Origin of the sequence: Nonomuraea sp. NPDC048892, assembly GCF_040649735.1 — a bacterium.
Classification (GTDB): Bacteria; Actinomycetota; Actinomycetes; order Streptosporangiales; family Streptosporangiaceae; genus Nonomuraea; species Nonomuraea maheshkhaliensis.
The window spans coordinates 166,162-182,925 of sequence record NZ_JBEZFZ010000006.1 but is presented as its reverse complement, the minus strand read 5'-3'; the positions used below and the strand labels follow the sequence as shown (position 1 = coordinate 182,925).

Here is a 16,764-nt window from a genome sequence, read left to right as displayed (position 1 = left end):
CGACGACCAGACTCCTGCAAACGACGACCAGGACAAGGAAGACGAGGAAGACATCAGGGCGAAGAAGGAGGTCTCATGACCGAGACGCAGACCGCCGACGAGGCGGTCGCGACCACGCGCCCGACCCTGCTGGAGGCCCGCGACCTGCATGTCGAGTTCTCCTCCCGAGGCCGGCGGGCCCGTGCCGTGGACGGCGTGAACCTCGCCATCGGCGCGGGCGAGATCGTCGCCCTCGTCGGCGAGTCCGGCTGCGGCAAGACCACGCTCGCCCGCACGCTGCTCGGCCTCGAACGCCCCACCTCCGGCGAGGTCCGCTACGACGGAGACGTCCTGGACTACAGCTCCAAGGCGCTCAAGGCGTACCGCAGGCAGGTACAGCTCGTCCTCCAGGACCCGACCGGCTCGCTCAACCCCCGGCACACGGTGTACGAGGCCGTCGCCGAGGGCGCGCGCATCCACGGCCTGCCGGACGAGCAGGACGTCGTGACCACCGCCCTGTCCAGGGCCGGGCTGCGACCGCCCGACCGCTTCTTCCTGCGTTACCCGCACGAGCTGTCCGGCGGGCAGCGCCAGCGCGTGGTGATCGCCGGAGCGCTGGCCCTGAACCCGAAGGTGCTCATCGCCGACGAGCCCGTGGCCTCGCTGGACGCCTCCGTACGCGGCGAGATCCTGGCCCTGCTGCTCAAACTCCGCGCCGACCTGGGCCTCTCGGCACTGGTCGTCACCCATGACCTGGGCCTGGCCTGGAACATCGCCGACCGCGTGGCCGTGATGTACCTGGGCAGGATCGTCGAGTCGGGGCCGGTGGAGCAGGTGCTGACCGCGCCACGGCACCCGTACACGCAGGCCCTGATGTCGGTGCTGCCCGAGTCGCCCGAGCGGGTCGTGCTGACCGGCGAGCCACCGGACCCGACCAGGATCCCCGGCGGCTGCCGCTTCCACGCCCGCTGCCAGGTCCTCGCCTCCGGCAAGGCGGCCGAGGCCGGGGTGGACGCCCGCTGCCGCACCGAACCCCTGCCCATCCTCCCCAGCATCCCCGACGCCCAAGCAGCCTGCTACTACGCCAACGCCACCTGATCCGCCCCGCCTCCCGGGCTGGTGAGGACACGACCTTCCCTGCCCGGCTCGGGCCGGCGGTCGGACGACATCCTTGCCTGACTCGGGCCGGCGAACGAACGACGCTCCCGCCCGTCCCCGGTAACCGCGCGAGGCGACGCCCCTGTCCGCTCCGGCAGGGAGACGACACCTGTGCCCGGCCCGGGGCGGCAGGCGGTTGGCTCCCTTGCCCACCTCCCCACCCGCAGGGAGACGACCCGCTCGTCCACCCCCGGGATGGTGTGGTGGTGCGGTTTCAGGCGAGGTCGGCGTCGTGGACCAGGATGGCGGCCTGGACCCGGTTGGCCAGGCCCAGCTTGGCCAGCACCCGGCTGACGTGGGCCTTCACCGTGGCCTCCGTCAGGCGTAGCTCGCGGCCGATCTCGGCGTTGGACAGGCCACGGGCCAGGGCCCTGATCACGTCCTCCTCGCGCCCGGTGAGCCCGGCGAGCTGCTTGCGGGCAGCCTGCGCCCGGGAGGGGGCGCGGTCGGCGTAGGAGGAGATCAGCCGCTTGGTGACCGACGGGGAGAGCATGGCCTGACCCCCGGCCACCGTCCGGACGGCGGAGGCCAGCTCTCTGGGCGGCGTGTCCTTGAGCAGGAACCCGACCGCACGCAGCCGCAGCGCCTCATGCACGTATTCGTCCAGGTCGAACGTGGTCAGCATGATCAGCTTGGGCGGCTGGGGCTCCGCGAGGAGATGCCTTGCGGCGGTCAGGCCGTCCATGACCGGCATGCGTACGTCCATCAGCACCACCTCGGGCCGCAGCCGCCGCACCGCCGAGACGGCCTCGGCCCCGTCGCGCGCCTCACCGGCGATCGCGATGTCTCCCGACGCCTCCAGAATCAGCCGCAACCCGGACCGCACCAGCTCCTCGTCATCCACGAGCAGAACCCTGATCACCCGCACCCTCTCACCGTGAGCTCGTTCCCCCGGCCGGGAGTCTGGCGCTCACCAGGAAGCCGCCGCCGTCGTCCGCGCTGGTGCGCAGGGTGCCGCCGAGCAGTTCGACCCGTTCGCGCAGCCCCACCAGGCCCCAGCCCGCGCCGGGCACGTCATCGCGGGGCGCGTGCGGCGCCTGGTTGCGTACCTCGACCTCCAACTGCCTCGTGCCGTAGCGGATCAGGACGTCGGTGCCGGCGTTTCCGGCGTGTTTGTGCACGTTGGTGAGGGCTTCCTGGATCACCCGGTACGCCGTCCGCTCCACGGTCGCCTCCACCGGTCGCGGCTCGCCCTCGTCGTGCCTGGTCACTGTGATGCCCAGGGCGCGGGACTGGTCGAGCAACTGGTCGAGGTCGCCGAGCGTGGGCGGCGGGCGTACGTCGGCGTCGAGCGCCTCCTGCCGGGGTGAGCGCAGCACGCCGAGCACGTCGCGCAGGTTGGTCAGGGCCTCCCTGCCGATCCCGCCGATCAGGGCGGCGGCCCGCGCGGTCTCCTCGTCGGACGTGCGCACCTCCAGGGCCCCGGCGTGCAGCACGATCAGCGACACCCGGTGGGCCACCACGTCGTGCATCTCCCTGGCGATCCTGGCCCGCTCCTGTGTCCTGGCCTGCTCGGCCCGCATGACCTGCTCGCGTTCGAGCCGTTCCGCCCGCTCCTTGGCGGCCTCCAGCACCTCGTGCCTGGCCCGCGCCCACAGGCCCGCGACCAGCGGCAGGCCCATCACGGCCAGCGCCGTGAGCAGGGCATTGCCCAGGGTCGCGGTCATCATCTCCCGGAGGCCGCCGAGCCACCCGCCGGCCAGCGCCGAGACGCCGCACACCGCCACGCAGCCGCCGCCGTAGGCGAGCAGGCCGCGTCTGCTCAGCGTGCGGCCGGCGTGGAAGGAGGCCACCATCAGCGGCGGCCACATCACGAGCCAGCCGTACGTCACGGCGCCCACGACGGCCAGCGGCCACCAGGAGCGCCGGGCGTGCCAGGCGGTCACGCCCGCGACGGCCGCGACCGCGACGAGCACCGGGAGCGGCAGGCTCGACGGCACCCCGACCTGCCCGTGCAGGGTGAGGAGCGAGGCCGCGAAGACTCCGGCGCCGAGCAGAACGAACCGCATGGTCACAGGGTATGGGCAGGGCCGGAGGTGGCATTACGACGAAAGTAGTAAGAGGCGGTCGACCTTCGGGGCATCCGCGATGGCGTCCCTCCCGGCCAGTGTGAAGCCCATGCGTAGAACTCTCACCGTGACCACCGTGACGACGCTGTGGCTGAGCGTCCTCGGCACCGCCACCCAGACACAGGCCACCACCCAGACTCGGGCCGCCAACCTCGCCGGGACCGCGGGGCTGGCCGGGACCGCCGACCCGGCCAAGGCAGCGCGCCTCGCTCTGCCCGCGCCTACAGGTAAGCGGCCCATCGGTACGACCGCTCTCCACCTGGTCGACAAGAGCCGCCCCGACCCGTGGAACCCCGAGGCGAAGGAGCGGGAGCTGCTGGTCTCGCTCTGGTACCCGGCCAAGAAGGCCACCGGCAAGCGGGCCCCGTACATGACCACGGCCGAGTCGCAGGCCGTACTGAAGGACTATCCCGTCGCGGAGAAGGACGCCCTGGCGAAGGTCAGGACGCACGCCAGGGTCGGCGCTCCACCGCTGGGCGGGCGGCGGCCGTTGGTCGTGATGTCGCCGGGGTTCAGCTTCCCCCGCGCCACCCTGACCTCCCTGGCCGAAGACTTCGCCAGCAGGGGTTACCTGGTCGCGGCCATCGAGCACACGTACGAGTCGGTCGGCACCACCTTCCCCGACGGCCGCACGACCTCCTGCCTGGCGTGCGTGAAGGGCCAGGACAACGCGAAGGTGGCGGCGAGCCGGGTGAAGGACGTGCGGTTCGTGCTGGATCGCCTGGTCGAGGGCCGATGGAGCAGGACGATCGACCGGTCGAGGATCGCCATGGTGGGTCATTCGATCGGCGGGTACGCCGCCGCCCAGACCATGCTCGCCGAGCCCAGGATCAAGGCCGGCGTCAACCTGGACGGCACGTTCGAGCTCGCCGAGCCGATCAAGCGCCCGTTCCTGCTGGTCGGGACGGCCACCGGGCACACGCCGGAGGACGAGAAGTGGCGGCAGGCGTGGGCCCACCTGACCGGCTGGAAGCGGTGGATCACGGTGGACGGCACCGACCACTCGGCGTTCGTCGACTACGCCGTGCTGAGGCCGGCGCTGGGATTGCCGGCGCAGGAGCTCGACGGCGCACGGGCACTGGAGATCACCCGCGCGCACCTGGCGAGCTTCCTCGACCTGCACCTGAGGGGCGAGCGGACCCCGGTCAAGAAGTATCCAGAGGTCACCGATCACACGCAGAACGTGTCAGCGCACTGAGTGAAGCCGCGGGTGTCCCGTCACGCGCGGAACGCCTCGGCGTTCTCCGCGGCCCACTGAGCGAAGCCGCGCGCGTCCCGGCCGGTCACCTCGCGTACGGTCGGGACCACCGTGTAGCCGTCCTCAGGGGTGCTGCCGAGCGCGCTCACGAGGAACTCGATGGTCTGCTCGGCCATACCGTCCGCGGCCCACTTGGCACGCGCCTCGTCCACGGTCAGCTCCACGAAGCGCACGTCCCTGCCGATGGCGTCGCCCAGGATCTCCACCTTCCGCCTCAGTGTGATCGCCTCGGGCCCGGTGATCGTGTACGTCCTGCCGCCGTGTCCCCCCTCGACCAGCACGGTCGCGGCCACGGCGGCGATGTCGCGTTCGTGCACGAGGGCGCTCAGCCGGTCGCCGAACGGCTCCTTGATGACGCCTTCCGTCCTGATCGGGTGCGCCCACCACCGCAGCGTGTTGGACATGAACTCGACCGGGTTGAGCAGCGTCCACTCCAGGTCGGTGGCGGCCAGCGCCTGCTCAAGGGCCCCGTCCGCGCGCCCGCCGAGCACCGTGGCCCGCCGTACGCCGGCCGCGACGGCCAGCTCCACCAGCCGGCCCGGGTCGGGCAGGGGCGCGTAGTCGTCGCCGGCGAACTTGATGAGGTGCACCCCCGTGACGCCCTCGAAGGCGGCGGCCACGGACTCGGGCCTGGCCAGGTCGCCGGCGACGACCTCGACGCCCGCGGGCAGGGCGGCCTTGCCGGGGTCACGGGTCAGCGCCCGCACCCGCTGCCCCGCGTCGAGAAGCTCCTGGACGACGAGACGGCCGACGGTACCGGTGGCGCCGGTGACGAGGAAGGTCATGGCGAACCTCTTTCACAGAAAGGAACGGAACGTTCTGATTCCAATAATACCAGAACGGAACGCTTCATTCCATATACGACTTGAGCGAGATGGCGTTCGCCGCCCGCGCGATCGGGCCGGTGATCCGTTCGATCATCCGGTCCCTGCCGGGCAGGCGCGGCAGCAGCCGCATCATCCTCAGCTGGAACCACAGCGCCGCCCGCGACCCGCTGACCATGCCCTTGATGTTCGTGGGCCCCAGCGCCTGGTTCGCCTCGACGAACGGCCGCAGCTCGCGCTCGTACCCCTCCAGCCCGCCGCCCCCGCTCAGCTCGCCCGCCAGCACGTACGCCCCCACAAGCGCCAGGCTCGTCCCCTGCCCCGAGGCCGGCGAGGCGCAGTAGCCCGCGTCGCCGACCAGCACGACCCGTCCCCGCGACCAGCGGTCCATGTGGATCTGGCTGACCGAGTCGAAGTAGAAGTCGTCGGCCTCGCGCACGTCCTCCAGCAGCGCGGGCACCCGCCAGCCGACCCCGTCCATGGCCCGCTCCAGCAGGTCCTTCTGCCCGGCGACGTCCCTGTGGTCGTAACGCAGCGGCTCGGACGACCACATGAACAGCGCCTTGGCGCTGCGGTCGCGCCGCGTGCTGTAGACGTTCGCGGTCCTGCCGACGGTCGCGTGCACGGCCTCCTCGCGGTCCAGGCCCAGGGAGTTGGGCACGGTGCAGATCGAGATGTAGTGGCCGAGGTCGCGGGTGAAGCCCGGCTCCTCGCCGAACGCGATCCGCCTGGTGGCGGAGTGCATGCCGTCGGCCCCGACGACCAGGTCGAACCGGCGCGGGCTCGCCTGCTCGAACGTCACCGTGCCGTCCTCGGCGATGCCGGTGATCGAGTCACCGAAGACGTACTCGACGTCGTCGCGGGTCAGGTCGTACAGGAGCTCGTTGAGGTCGCCGCGCATGATTTCGAGGTCCTCGCCCGTACGCCCGCCGAACAGGTCGGCGTCCAGCGTGCACACGACCCGGCCCTTGGTGTCGTACGTGGTGGCGACGCGCATGTCGGTGCTCCGGTCGCGGACCGCGTCCAGTAAGCCCATGCGCTCGACGACCGTGAGCGCCGCGCCCCGGATGTCCACCTTGTAGCCGCCTGTGCGGATCGCGGAGGCGCGCTCGACCACTGTGACCGTGTGTCCGTGCCGCCGCAGCCAGTACGCCGACGCGGTGCCCGCGATGCCCGCGCCCGAGATGAGAATGTTCGTCATGGCTGTGACGGTACATCTGTCTAAGACGGATGTCTAGTACAAATGTGTTAGACTGTGAACATGGGAAACAGGGAAGATCTGCTGGCCGGGGCGAAGCGGTGCCTGATCGAGAAGGGCTACTCACGCACGACGGCGCGCGACATCGCCGCCGCCTCTGGCGTGAGTCTGGCGGCCATCGGCTACCACTTCAGGTCGAAGGAGGCGCTGATGAACGAGGCGCTGTTCCAGGCGATGCAGGAGTGGGGCGACGAGCTGGCGGCGACCCTGTCCGCCGACGTCAAGGCGGATGCCACGCCGCTGGAGCGGTTCGAGGCGGCGTGGGATCGCGTGGTGGAGTCGTTCACGCGGCTGCGGCCGTTGTGGGTGACGCAGTTCGAGCTGCTCGGGCAGATCGACCACGTGCCGGAGGTGCGCGAGCAGCTCGTGCGCGGCATCAAGGAGGCGCGGCTCGGGCTCGCGGAGCTGTTCGAGGGGGTGCCGCAGGGCACCGACCCCGAGCGCGAGCGCCTCACCGGCACGCTCTACCAGGCCATGCTGACGGGTTTCCTGTCGCAGTGGCTGCTCGACCCGGACAGCGCACTGTCCGGGCGCGAGGTCACCGCCGCGCTGCGCCTGGTCGCGGGCTAAGCCCTCCCTGAACGGCAGGCGTACGGTCGGATCGGGTCGGCAGGCGCCCGAAGACGGCTGGTTCGAGACGGCGGGCGTCCGAGAACGACCGCCGTACCGTCGAACCGGGTCAGAGGGTCAGAAGGCGCTGATGGTGGCCGGAGCGCGTTCGGCGCGGCTCAGCGTGCGGATGACCGCCGTCGCCCCATGACGGTGTACGGCCAGGCGTGCCAGCAGCTCGACCACCGGATCGATCACCGACGTCGGCAGTTCGGGGGTCTCCAGGCCGACACTGGCCGCCAGATCGTCGGAGTGCACGACCAGCTCGACCAGCCGGGTCAGCAGCAGGTCGTCCAGCCGCAGCGACCAGCCCGCCCAGGGCAGGTGCACGACGCGGTCGGCGGGTTCGGCGGCCAGGGCCGCGCTGAGCATCTCCAGCAGCGCCTGCGCCCGCTCGACCAGCACCGCGGGCCCGGCCGCCGCCGACGCTTCGCCGCCGCGCCGGATGCTCAGGTTGCTCTCGTGGTCGAGCCCCGCCTGCACCCACGGCGAGCGGGTGAAGTGCTCGATGAGCGCGATCGGCTCCTGGACCTGGTCGTTCGGCTGCAGCACGTCCGCGACCCTGACCAGCTGGTGAGCCAGATGCCCGGCCAGCCCGGCGACGCTGAACTCGACGAGCGCGCTCGGCTTGTCCCATGACGCGGCCACGGCCGGGTCGCGCAGGAGCGACACCGCCGACGCCGCGGCCACCAGATAGGACTGCCTGCTTTCCCCCATTTGCCGCCCTCTCCCGGGTTTCAGGTGGTGATGTGCGATGACACTATGCACCTAACAAACCGGCCGCGCATTGCCATCCTGCCTGATGAGACAGCTCTCACCCTGTGGATCTCAGGCGGGGGACCTCAGCCGGCGGACCTCAGGCGAGGGCCCGCCTGATCGCGGACCTGACGAACGCCCGCGCCAGCCGCGCCCTCCTGAACCGGCTGAGCACCGGCCGCTGCGTGCCGTACCGGCGGGCGCGGATGTCGGCCACCACCGTCTCGGGCGCCCCCAGCTCGGCCAGCACGTCGAACGCCTCCCGCTTGCTGATCAGCCGCCCCTCCCGCAGCGTGACCGTGGCCCTGGCGACCGTCAGCATGCCTAAGTCCACCCAGATGTCCTTCAGCCAGCGCCGCCGCTGCTGTGCCTTGACCAGCCAGAAGTCCCGCAGGTCCGTACGGATGAACCGGGTCAGCTCCTCGTCCGACACCGGTGGCAGCAGCCCGTCCGGCGGCGGCCCGTACAGCACCCTGGCCCCCTCGTGCAGCTCGCGCCGCGTGACCGCGGTGACCGGACGGCGGAAGATCTCCCCGAACGCCCACGTGATGTGCTCGGCCGAGAGATCGTCCAGCTCCTGCCTGGCCATGTACGAGCAGTGCAGGTGCTCGGCCAGCGGCAGGCGGAGCCGGCGGTGCACGGCCTTGATCCGGCGCCAGTGCTCCATCGTCGCGGGGGTGTCGGTGATCGCGATCAGGTCGAGGTCGCTGCGCCCCGGCTGGTAGTCACCGCCCGCGAGCGAGCCGTGAGCCCAGAGCGCGACCAGGGGGACGGCCGATTCGACACCCTCCTGAAAATCTTTGAGCAGTCGTTCGGTGGCTGCGTGCATGATGGCAACTATGATCGATTCCAGGCTCGGAGGAAAGGTCGCGCTGATCACCGGCGCCAATCACGGCATCGGCGCCGCGACCGCGGTGGCGCTGGCCGCGCAGGGCGTCGCGGTCTTCCTCACCTACAAGCGGCTGGCCCCGTCCAATGTGCCGGCCTATCCCGCCGCCTACGACCAGCAGCGGGCCGGGGGCGCCGACGAGGTGGTGCGGCGCATCAGGGCGGCGGGCGGCTCGGCCGAGGCGGCCGAGGCCGACCTGGCCGACCCGCAGACCCCGCAGGTGCTGTTCGACTTGGCCGAGAAGGCGTTCGGCCCGGTGGAGATCCTGGTCAACAACGCCAGCGGCTGGCTCAGCGACACGTTCACGCCGGCCGGGCGCGACGACTTCGGCCGCCCCCTGCGCATGGTGGACGCGGAGACGTACGACCGGCAGTTCGCGGTGGACGCGCGGGCCCCCGCGCTGCTGATCGCCGAGTTCACCCGCCGGCACCTGGCGCGCGGCGCCACCTGGGGCCGCGTCATCGGCTTGACCTCGGGCGGCCCCGACGGCTTCCCGACCGAGGTCTCCTACGGCGCGGCCAAGGCCGCCCAGGAGAACTACACCATGTCGGCCGCGCACGAGCTCGGCCGGTACGGCATCACGGCCAACATGGTCTACCCGCCCGTCACCGACACCGGCTGGATCAACGAGGAGGTGGAGCGCGCGGTCGCCGCCTCCAGCGTGCTGCGTGACATCGCCCAGCCGGAGGACGTGGCCGAGGTGATCACGTTCCTGGCCTCGCACCAGGGGCGCAGGGTGACGGGGCAGCGGCTCAGGATGTACTGAACAGGGCACTCACCGACTCGCCGTCGTGGATCCGGCGCATGGCCTCGGCCAGGGCGGGCGCGATCGACAGGACGGTCAGTTTGTCGCTGGGCTTGGGCGGTGGCACGGTGTTGGTGCAGACGATCTCCTCGACCTCGGGCAACTCGCTCAGCCGCTCGATCGCCCCGCCGGCGAACAGGCCGTGGGTGCACGCGATGCGTACGGACCTGACCCGCTGCTCGCGCAGGCGGTCGAGCAGCTCGATGACCGTGCTGCCCTTGGCGATCTCGTCGTCGAGAACGATCACGTCCTTGCCCGTCACCTCGCCGATCACCGAGCTGATCACCACCCGGTCGTCGCTGAAGCGCTGCTTGGCGCCCATCGCGACGCCGGTGCCGAGCAGGCGGGCGAAGTGGGCGGCCTCCTTGGCGTTGCCGAGGTCGGGGGAGACCACGACCGTGTTGGACAGGTCGTAGCGGCGGAAGTGCCTGGCCAGCTCGCGCAGCGCGTGCAGGTGGTCCACGGGGACGCTGAAGAAGCCGTGCACCTGCGGCGAGTGCAACGTCATGGCCAGCACCCGGTTGGCGCCCGCGGCCACCATCAGATCGGCCACCAGCCGCGCCCCGATCGAGATGCGCGGAGCGTCCTTCTTGTCGCTCCTGGCATAGGCGTAATGCGGCATCACCACGGTGGTCCTGGCCGCGGAGGCGCCACGGGCGGCGTCGAGCATGAGTAGCAGCTCGACCAGGTGCTCCTGGACGGGCGGCACGAGCGGCTGGATGAGGAACACGTCGCGTTCGCGGCAGTTGGCCTGGAGCTGCACTTCGATGACGTCGTTGGCGAATCGGTTGAGCTGGACGGGGTGCAGAGGGGTGCCCAGGTGGGCGCAGATCTCCTCGGCCAGTTCGGGATGGGCGCTGCCACTGAAAACCGTGATGTCTCGCACGATTCCGTAATCGTAGCCACAAGGTCCGACGTTCTCCGAGGCGGCACGCGTACAAACGCGCCACGACAGCGGCGGCACGCGTACGGGCGGCTACGCCAGCGCCTCAGGGGTGAGGGCATCGAGGTCGGGCAGCACGCGCCAGGCCAGGGCGAGCGCGTCCGGTGCGGGCGGGTAGCGGGGGTGCGGTACAGCGATCACGCGCATGCCGGCGGCGTGCGCCGAGCGCAGCCCGTTGCTGGAGTCCTCGACCGCCACGCAGCCGCCGGGATCGGCCCCGATCCGGCGGGCCGCCTCCAGGTAGCCGTCGGGCGCGGGCTTGCCGCGCGGCACCTCCTCGGTGGAGACCGTGGCGGCGAAACACTCCGTCAGCCCGGCCGCGTCGAGCACCACGTCGATCAGCCGCCGCGGTGACGAGCTGGCCAGCCCCAGCGTGGTCCGCTCCGCCAGCCGCCGCACCGCCTCGACGGCGCCGGGCATCAGCGGCACCTCGTCCCGGTAACGCGCGGCCATCTGGTCGACCACCCCGCGGGCGATCTCGCCGGGCGGCAGGTCCACACCCAGTTCGTGCAGGTACGCGGCCCACTCGGGGGTGCTCATCCCCATCAGCCTGGACTGCGTGTCAGGCTGCCAGGCGCCGCCGTGGCCGGCGACGAAGGCCCGCCGTACCTCCTCCCACACCGGCTCGGAATCGACCAGCACGCCATCGAGGTCGAACACGCACGCTTCCATGGACGACAAGCCAATCACACGGCCGGAGCCGGCTCCGCCTCGACCGGCGCTGTCCTTATTGTCCATGATTAGGGGTTTTGTTGAGCTATGTCGGCTGAATCCAGGGCATGCGGCAGGGCATGGCAGACCTTCCCTTCCACGACAGAGGCGACTTCGAGGACGCCGACCGCGGCTTCCTCGCCAAGCTCAGCCCCGCAGTGATCAAAACGGTGGACGGCCGGGTCGTGTGGGACAACGACTCCTACGACTTCCTCCAGGAGGACTGCCCCGCCACGGCCCACCCCAGCCTCTGGCGGCACGGCAAGCTCTGCGCGAAACAGGGCCTGTACGAGGTCACCGAGGGCATCTACCAGGTACGCGGCCTGGACCTGTCCAACATGACGCTGGCCGAGGGCGAACACGGCGTCATCGTCATCGACCCGCTCATCTCCACCGAGTGCGCCGCCGCCGCGCTCAAGCTCTACCGCGCCCATCGCGGCGACCGCCCCGTGACCGGCGTCGTCTACACCCACGCCCACGCCGACCACTACGGCGGCGTCCGCGGCGTCACCTCGGGCGGCGTGCCGATCCTGGCCCCGGCCGGTTTCATGCGGCACGCGGTGACCGAGAACGTCTACGCCGGCCCCGCCATGACCCGCCGTGCCGCGTACATGTACGGCCCCGCCCTGCCCCGCTCCCCGGAGGGCCAGATCGGCGCGGGCCAGGGCCTGACCGCCTCGACCGGCACCATGTCGCTCATCCCGCCCACGGTCGAGATCGCGCGTACCGGCCAGGAGGAGACGATCGACGGCGTCAGGATGATCTTTCAGCTCACGCCGGGCGCCGAGGCCCCGGCCGAGATGAACTTCCTCCTCCCCGCCCGCCGCGCCCTCTGCCTGGCCGAGAACGCCACCCACAACCAGCACAACGTGCTGCCCCTGCGCGGCGCCGCCACCCGCGACGCCCGCGCCTGGGCGCGTTACCTGGGCGAGGCGCTGTCCATGTTCGCCGGCCTGGCCGACGTGGCCTTCGCCTCCCACCACTGGCCCACCTGGGGCGCCGAGCGCATCGAACGCTTCCTGTCCCAGCAGCGCGACATGTACGCCTACCTGCACGACCAGACCCTGCGCCTGCTCAACAAGGGCCTGACGGCGGCCGAGATCGCCGAGACCGTACGGATGCCGCCCGAGCTGGAGCAGATCTGGCACACCCACGGCTACTCCGGCTCGGTCAGCCACAACGTCAAGGCCATCTACCAGCGCTACCTGGGCTGGTTCGACGGCAACCCCGCGCACCTGTGGGAGCACCCGCCGAGGGAGAGTGCCATCCGGTACGTCGAGTGCATGGGCGGCGGCGCGGCCGTGGTCGCCTACGCCAGGCGCTACATCGACGAGAACGACCTGCGCTTCGCCGCCCAGCTCCTCAACCACGCCGTCTTCGCCGACGAGGGCAACAAGGAGGCCAGAGACCTGCTGGCCGAGGTCTACACCCGGCTCGGCCACGGCGCCGAGAACGCGACCTGGCGCAACTTCTACCTCATGGGCGCCCTGGAGCTGTCGGACGGCATCGCGCCCACCCTCATGGAGACGGCCTCGGCCGACTTCTTCAACGCGCTGAGCGTGGAGCAGATCTTCGACTCGATCGCCATCCGGGTGGACGGCCCCAAAGCCTGGCACGAGCGGCTGAACATCGACTGGCATCTGATCGACCTGGGGGAGCGCCATCGTACGACGCTGTCCAACGGCGTGCTCATCCAGCAGTTCGACCCGCCGGGAGAGAGCGCGGAGCTGACGTTGCGGCTGACCAAGGCCCAGCTCGTCGGGCTGCTGTCGGGCAAGGGGGTGGAGGGCATCGAACGTGAGGGTGACACGACGGTGTTGCAGCGGCTGGTGGCCGTACTGGACCGGCCGCTGCCCGACTTCGCCATCGTGACGGCCTAGGGAGCCCGTTCATGACGGTCGTTCGTGGGCGGTGCTCATGGCCTCGCAGGCGAGCGCGAGCAGCGTCACCACGACCGCCGCGACGCCGGGACCGACCAGGAGCGGCACGGTCAGCTCGCCCGCGTGCCAGGCCGCCGCGATGATCGCCGACGAGGTCAGTACCGTCACGCCGAACATGGCCGCCCACAGCGGCAGCACCCGCAGGTAGGCGAAGAGCAGCGGGAACGCCAGCCACACGAACGGCGCCGCCGCCACGGCCAGCACGGCCCACCCGGCGGTCACCAGCCCCAGCCACACATGTGCGAGCCGTACGTACCTGGGGCCCTCCCGGCGCCGGAACACGGGCGCGGCGGCGTACACGAGGCCGAGCAGCGCGCCTCCGGCCGCCACCGCCGCGCGCTCCTCGCGCAGCATGGTGATCACGGCCATCGCCAGCAGCCCACCGGCGGTGGCATGCACCGCCCACCTCAGCAGTCGCAACGGAACGTCCATCATCAACTACCAAGGGTAACGGACGTTCAGGCGTGCGCGTCCCCCCGGCGACGGCCGCCGACGGCGGTGATCGCGAAGTAGAGCAGCCCGGCCAGCACCAGCGCGATCACCACGCCGATGTTCGCGCTGCCGAACGTGCCGCCCTTCAGCTCGTCGCTCATCAGGAAGCCGACCACCCTGGCGATGTACGGATCGGCCGACACGATGAGCCCCAGCCCCACGATCGAGGCCACGACCAGCGACACGAGCCCCGCGCCGTTGAGCGCCGGCGCGCCCTGCCGCAGCAGCCGCTCGTCGTACGACGCGCCGCCCGCCCGCAGCCGCCACATGTCCACCAGGAAGATCGCCACCCAGGCCGCCATCACCACGCCCGCGATGGCGAGGAACGCCTGGAACGTGGCCAGGAAGCTGGTGGAGACGAACAGCAGGTAGTAGCCGCCCAGCAGCATCAGCACCCCGTCGATCAGCACCGCGTAGTGCCGCCTGACGGGCACGCCCAGCGCCAGCATCGACAGCCCGGACGAGTAGATGTCCATGATCGCGCCGGCCAGGAATCCGCCGATGGCGGTCAGCAGGTACGGCAGCAGGAACCAGGTGGGCAACGCCTCGGCCAGCGCCGCCACCGGGTTGGCGCCCGCCGCCTCGGCCAGCTTCGGATCGCCCCCGGCCAGCAGCACGCCGAACACGAGCAGCACCATCGGCGGCAGCGCGCCCCCGAGCATCGTCCACAGGGCCACCGAGCGCGGCCTGGAGTTCGACGGCAGGTAGCGCGAGTAGTCGGCGCCGCAGTTGACCCAGCCCAGGCCGAGCAGGGTCATGGCGAAGATGACCCCGCCCACCCAGCCGCCGGGCCCGGCCGTGGTCTCCAGCGAGCCGCCCAGCCTGGGCGCCATCAGGGCCATGTAGACGACCGTGAGCACGACGAACACGTACGTCAGATAGCGCTGGACCACCATGATCATCGCGTGGCCGTACACGCCGACGGCGATCACGACCAGGGCCGCGACCGCGAAGCACACGGCGGTGGTCGTGGTGGCCGGGATGCCGGGCGCGAGCCGCCGCAGGATCTCCGCGCCGCTCTGCGCCGCGAGCGTGACCAGCACGATCTCCCAGCCGACGTTGGAGATGTACGAGAACATCGTGGGCAGCTTGTTGCCCTGGTAGCCGAACGGCGCGCGTCCCAGCGTCATCGTCGGCACGCCCGAGCGGGCGCCGCCGATGGCCACCAGGCCGACCAGCAGGAACGACAGCGCGTACCCGATCGCGCCCGTGACGATCGCGGGCACCACGCCGAGTTGCAGGCCGACGATGTAGACGCCGAAGGCCACCCCGAAGAGTGACAGGTTGGAGCCCGCCCAGGGCCAGAACAGGTCTCTCGGCCGGCCGCGCCGCTCGCCCTCGGGGACCGCGTTGATGCCGTTCTGCTCGACCGCCATCGTTCCCATGATCGGACGTTACCCGCGTGCGGGGGCTGCGGGCAAAGAAATCATCGCTCAAAGATATTTCCGGATTTGTCGGGAATTATGAGCGCAAGGGGTACGGGCGTCGGGAAGGCGCCCGAGGGGCTTGCCCGTCGGGTGGCCGCCTGGGACAGACACCTGACGGGGTGTCCGCGGGAGTCGCCTGAGACGGGCATCCGAGAGGCACTCTTGAGGGGATGCCTGAGGGGTGCCTTGAGGGGGTTGCCTGAGGGGGGTGATCGTGGCGCCGGATACGCGACGGCGCGCACTGGCCGTCTGCCTCGTGGCCGCGTTCATGACGGGGCTCGACGTGAGCATCGTCAACGTCGCGCTGCCGTCGATCCGCGACGGGCTGCACGCCACGGACGACGGCCTGCAGTGGACGGTCTCCGGGTACGCGCTCACGTTCGGCCTCCTGCTGGTCCCGGCCGGACGGCTGGGCGACGCCAGGAGCCGCCGGACGATCTTCATGTGGGGCGTGGCGCTCTTCACCCTCTCCAGTGCCGCCTGCGGCCTGGCCGGCAGCATGAACGTGCTGATCGTGGCGCGGCTGATCCAGGGCATGGCGGCCGGGATGATGAACCCGCAGGTCTCCGGCATGATCCAGCAGATGTTCCAGGGGTACGAGCGGGGCCGGGCCTTCGGCGCGCTCGGCGCCACCATCGGCGTGGCCACCGCCGCCGGGCCGCTGATCGGGGGCGCGCTGGTGACCGCCTTCGGCGCCGATCACGGCTGGCGGTGGGTGTTCCTGGTGAACCTGCCGATCGGGCTCGTGCTGCTGCCGCTGGCCTGGCGGCTGCTTCCGAGGCAGCAACTGGTGCACTGGCGGTCGGAGAGCATGGACCCGGTGGGCGTGCTGCTGCTCGGGATCGGCGTGGCGGGGCTGCTGCTGCCGTTCATCCAGCGGCACCAGTGGGAGGGCGACGCCAAGTGGCTGCTCGTGCCGGCCGCGCTGGTGGTGCTGGCCGGCTTCGTGATCTGGGAACGGCACTACCGCCGTGAGCCGCTGGTCACGCTGGCGCTCTTCCGCAAGCGCTCCTACACCTTGGGCTCGACGATCGCGCTGTTCTACTTCGCCGGCTTCACCGGCATCTTCTTCATCTTCACGCTGTACCTGCAGAGCGGGCACGGCTACAGCCCGCTGCTGGCGGGGCTGGCGATCACCCCGTTCGCGCTCGGCTCGGCCTCGGCGGCCGTGGTCGGAGGCCATCTGGTGGGGCGGCTCGGGCGGCGGCTGGTGGTGATCGGGCTGTCGATGGTGATCGCCGGGCTGCTCGCCACGATGGCGGCCACCGCGCTGGTGCCGGGACAGGCGACCGGGCTGGCGACCGCGCTGCCCCTGCTGTTCGCGGGCATGGGCAGCGGCCTGGTCATCTCGCCCAACCAGGCCATCTCGCTGTCGGAGGTGCCGCCCGAGGGTGGCGGGAGCGCGGCGGGGGTGCTGCAGACCGGGCAGCGCCTGGGGTCGGCCTTCGGGATCGCGGCGGCGGGCACGACGTTCTTCGGCTCGCTTGGTCAGGGGTGGGCGACGGCGTTCAGGCACGGGCTGGTCGTGGTGACGATCTCGGTCGCCATCGCCCTGTCCGCCGCCCTCTACGACCTCTTCCGCACCTCCCGCTCACCCACCTGAAACCACCCTCCGCTCACCCGCGTAGAACCATCCTCCGTTCACC

Annotated in this window: 16 protein-coding genes; 6 read left to right on the top strand and 10 right to left on the bottom strand. The window is 71.1% G+C overall.

From position 1 onward, the window contains the following. Window positions 1-75: 75 nt before the first annotated feature. The gene (locus AB0C28_RS21845; protein WP_357845884.1) at window positions 76-1,077 is read left to right on the top strand and encodes an ABC transporter ATP-binding protein; all 1,002 of its coding nucleotides are present in this window, start codon (window positions 76-78) and stop codon (window positions 1,075-1,077) included. A gap of 274 nt (window positions 1,078-1,351) precedes the next feature. On the opposite strand, the gene AB0C28_RS21840 is transcribed toward AB0C28_RS21845, so the two are convergent. Both AB0C28_RS21840 and AB0C28_RS21835 read right to left on the bottom strand, forming a co-directional pair. After that, window positions 1,352-1,999 (bottom strand): response regulator transcription factor, encoded by a 648-nt coding sequence (locus tag AB0C28_RS21840; protein WP_358076764.1) that lies wholly within the window; start codon window positions 1,997-1,999, stop codon window positions 1,352-1,354. Between the two features lie 10 nt (window positions 2,000-2,009). Beyond that, window positions 2,010-3,146: a histidine kinase gene (locus AB0C28_RS21835; protein WP_358076761.1), complete on the bottom strand. Its 1,137-nt coding sequence runs from the start codon at window positions 3,144-3,146 to the stop codon at window positions 2,010-2,012. Between the two features lie 109 nt (window positions 3,147-3,255). On the opposite strand from AB0C28_RS21835, the gene AB0C28_RS21830 reads away from it, so the two are divergent. Then, on the top strand, window positions 3,256-4,404 hold the full coding sequence (locus AB0C28_RS21830; RefSeq protein ID WP_358076758.1) for an alpha/beta hydrolase: 1,149 nt from the start codon (window positions 3,256-3,258) through the stop codon (window positions 4,402-4,404). A 20-nt stretch (window positions 4,405-4,424) separates the two neighbouring features. Here the strand turns inward: AB0C28_RS21830 and AB0C28_RS21825 are convergent, their stop codons facing one another. Both AB0C28_RS21825 and AB0C28_RS21820 read right to left on the bottom strand, forming a co-directional pair. Next, window positions 4,425-5,249: an NAD(P)H-binding protein gene (locus AB0C28_RS21825; protein ID WP_357845876.1), complete on the bottom strand. Its 825-nt coding sequence runs from the start codon at window positions 5,247-5,249 to the stop codon at window positions 4,425-4,427. 64 nt (window positions 5,250-5,313) lie between these two features. Next, window positions 5,314-6,489: an FAD-dependent monooxygenase gene (locus AB0C28_RS21820; protein ID WP_358076756.1), complete on the bottom strand. Its 1,176-nt coding sequence runs from the start codon at window positions 6,487-6,489 to the stop codon at window positions 5,314-5,316. A gap of 60 nt (window positions 6,490-6,549) precedes the next feature. Between AB0C28_RS21820 and AB0C28_RS21815 the strand changes: the two genes are divergently transcribed. Beyond that, entirely contained in the window at window positions 6,550-7,116 is a 567-nt protein-coding gene (locus AB0C28_RS21815) for a helix-turn-helix domain-containing protein (RefSeq protein WP_346105360.1), read from the top strand. A gap of 117 nt (window positions 7,117-7,233) precedes the next feature. On the opposite strand, the gene AB0C28_RS21810 is transcribed toward AB0C28_RS21815, so the two are convergent. Further along, window positions 7,234-7,872, bottom strand: coding sequence for a maleylpyruvate isomerase N-terminal domain-containing protein (locus AB0C28_RS21810; RefSeq protein ID WP_346105359.1), 639 nt, complete (start codon window positions 7,870-7,872; stop codon window positions 7,234-7,236). Window positions 7,873-8,011: 139 nt separating this feature from the next. Next, window positions 8,012-8,740 (bottom strand): nucleotidyltransferase domain-containing protein, encoded by a 729-nt coding sequence (locus AB0C28_RS21805; protein ID WP_357845870.1) that lies wholly within the window; start codon window positions 8,738-8,740, stop codon window positions 8,012-8,014. A 10-nt stretch (window positions 8,741-8,750) separates the two neighbouring features. On the opposite strand from AB0C28_RS21805, the gene AB0C28_RS21800 reads away from it, so the two are divergent. Next, complete coding sequence (locus tag AB0C28_RS21800) at window positions 8,751-9,566, top strand: SDR family oxidoreductase (RefSeq protein ID WP_358076752.1); 816 nt, start codon at window positions 8,751-8,753, stop codon at window positions 9,564-9,566. Here the strand turns inward: AB0C28_RS21800 and AB0C28_RS21795 are convergent. Together AB0C28_RS21795 and AB0C28_RS21790 are read right to left on the bottom strand one after the other, a co-directional pair. Continuing rightward, a complete protein-coding gene (locus AB0C28_RS21795) occupies window positions 9,553-10,491 on the bottom strand; it encodes a ribose-phosphate pyrophosphokinase (RefSeq protein ID WP_357845866.1) in 939 nt (312 codons plus the stop codon). The two genes, AB0C28_RS21800 and AB0C28_RS21795, sit on opposite strands and share 14 nt — an antisense overlap. A 90-nt stretch (window positions 10,492-10,581) precedes the next feature. Then, window positions 10,582-11,208, bottom strand: coding sequence for an HAD family phosphatase (locus AB0C28_RS21790; protein ID WP_358076749.1), 627 nt, complete (start codon window positions 11,206-11,208; stop codon window positions 10,582-10,584). 131 nt (window positions 11,209-11,339) lie between these two features. Here AB0C28_RS21790 and AB0C28_RS21785 point away from each other — a divergent pair, with 131 nt between their 5' ends. Beyond that, the gene (locus tag AB0C28_RS21785) at window positions 11,340-13,139 is read left to right on the top strand and encodes an alkyl sulfatase dimerization domain-containing protein (protein ID WP_357845862.1); all 1,800 of its coding nucleotides are present in this window, start codon (window positions 11,340-11,342) and stop codon (window positions 13,137-13,139) included. Window positions 13,140-13,148: 9 nt separating this feature from the next. Here AB0C28_RS21785 and AB0C28_RS21780 read toward each other — a convergent pair whose 3' ends face one another. Further along, window positions 13,149-13,637, bottom strand: a complete 489-nt coding sequence (locus AB0C28_RS21780; protein WP_358076746.1) for a hypothetical protein — start codon at window positions 13,635-13,637, stop codon at window positions 13,149-13,151. Window positions 13,638-13,657: 20 nt separating this feature from the next. Next, window positions 13,658-15,076 carry a cytosine permease gene (locus AB0C28_RS21775; RefSeq protein ID WP_358076743.1) on the bottom strand — a complete coding sequence of 473 codons (1,419 nt, stop codon included), beginning with the start codon at window positions 15,074-15,076 and terminating at the stop codon, window positions 13,658-13,660. 256 nt (window positions 15,077-15,332) lie between these two features. Here AB0C28_RS21775 and AB0C28_RS21770 point away from each other — a divergent pair, with 256 nt between their 5' ends. Beyond that, a complete protein-coding gene (locus AB0C28_RS21770; protein WP_357845857.1) occupies window positions 15,333-16,721 on the top strand; it encodes an MFS transporter in 1,389 nt (462 codons plus the stop codon). Window positions 16,722-16,764 lie beyond the last annotated feature (43 nt).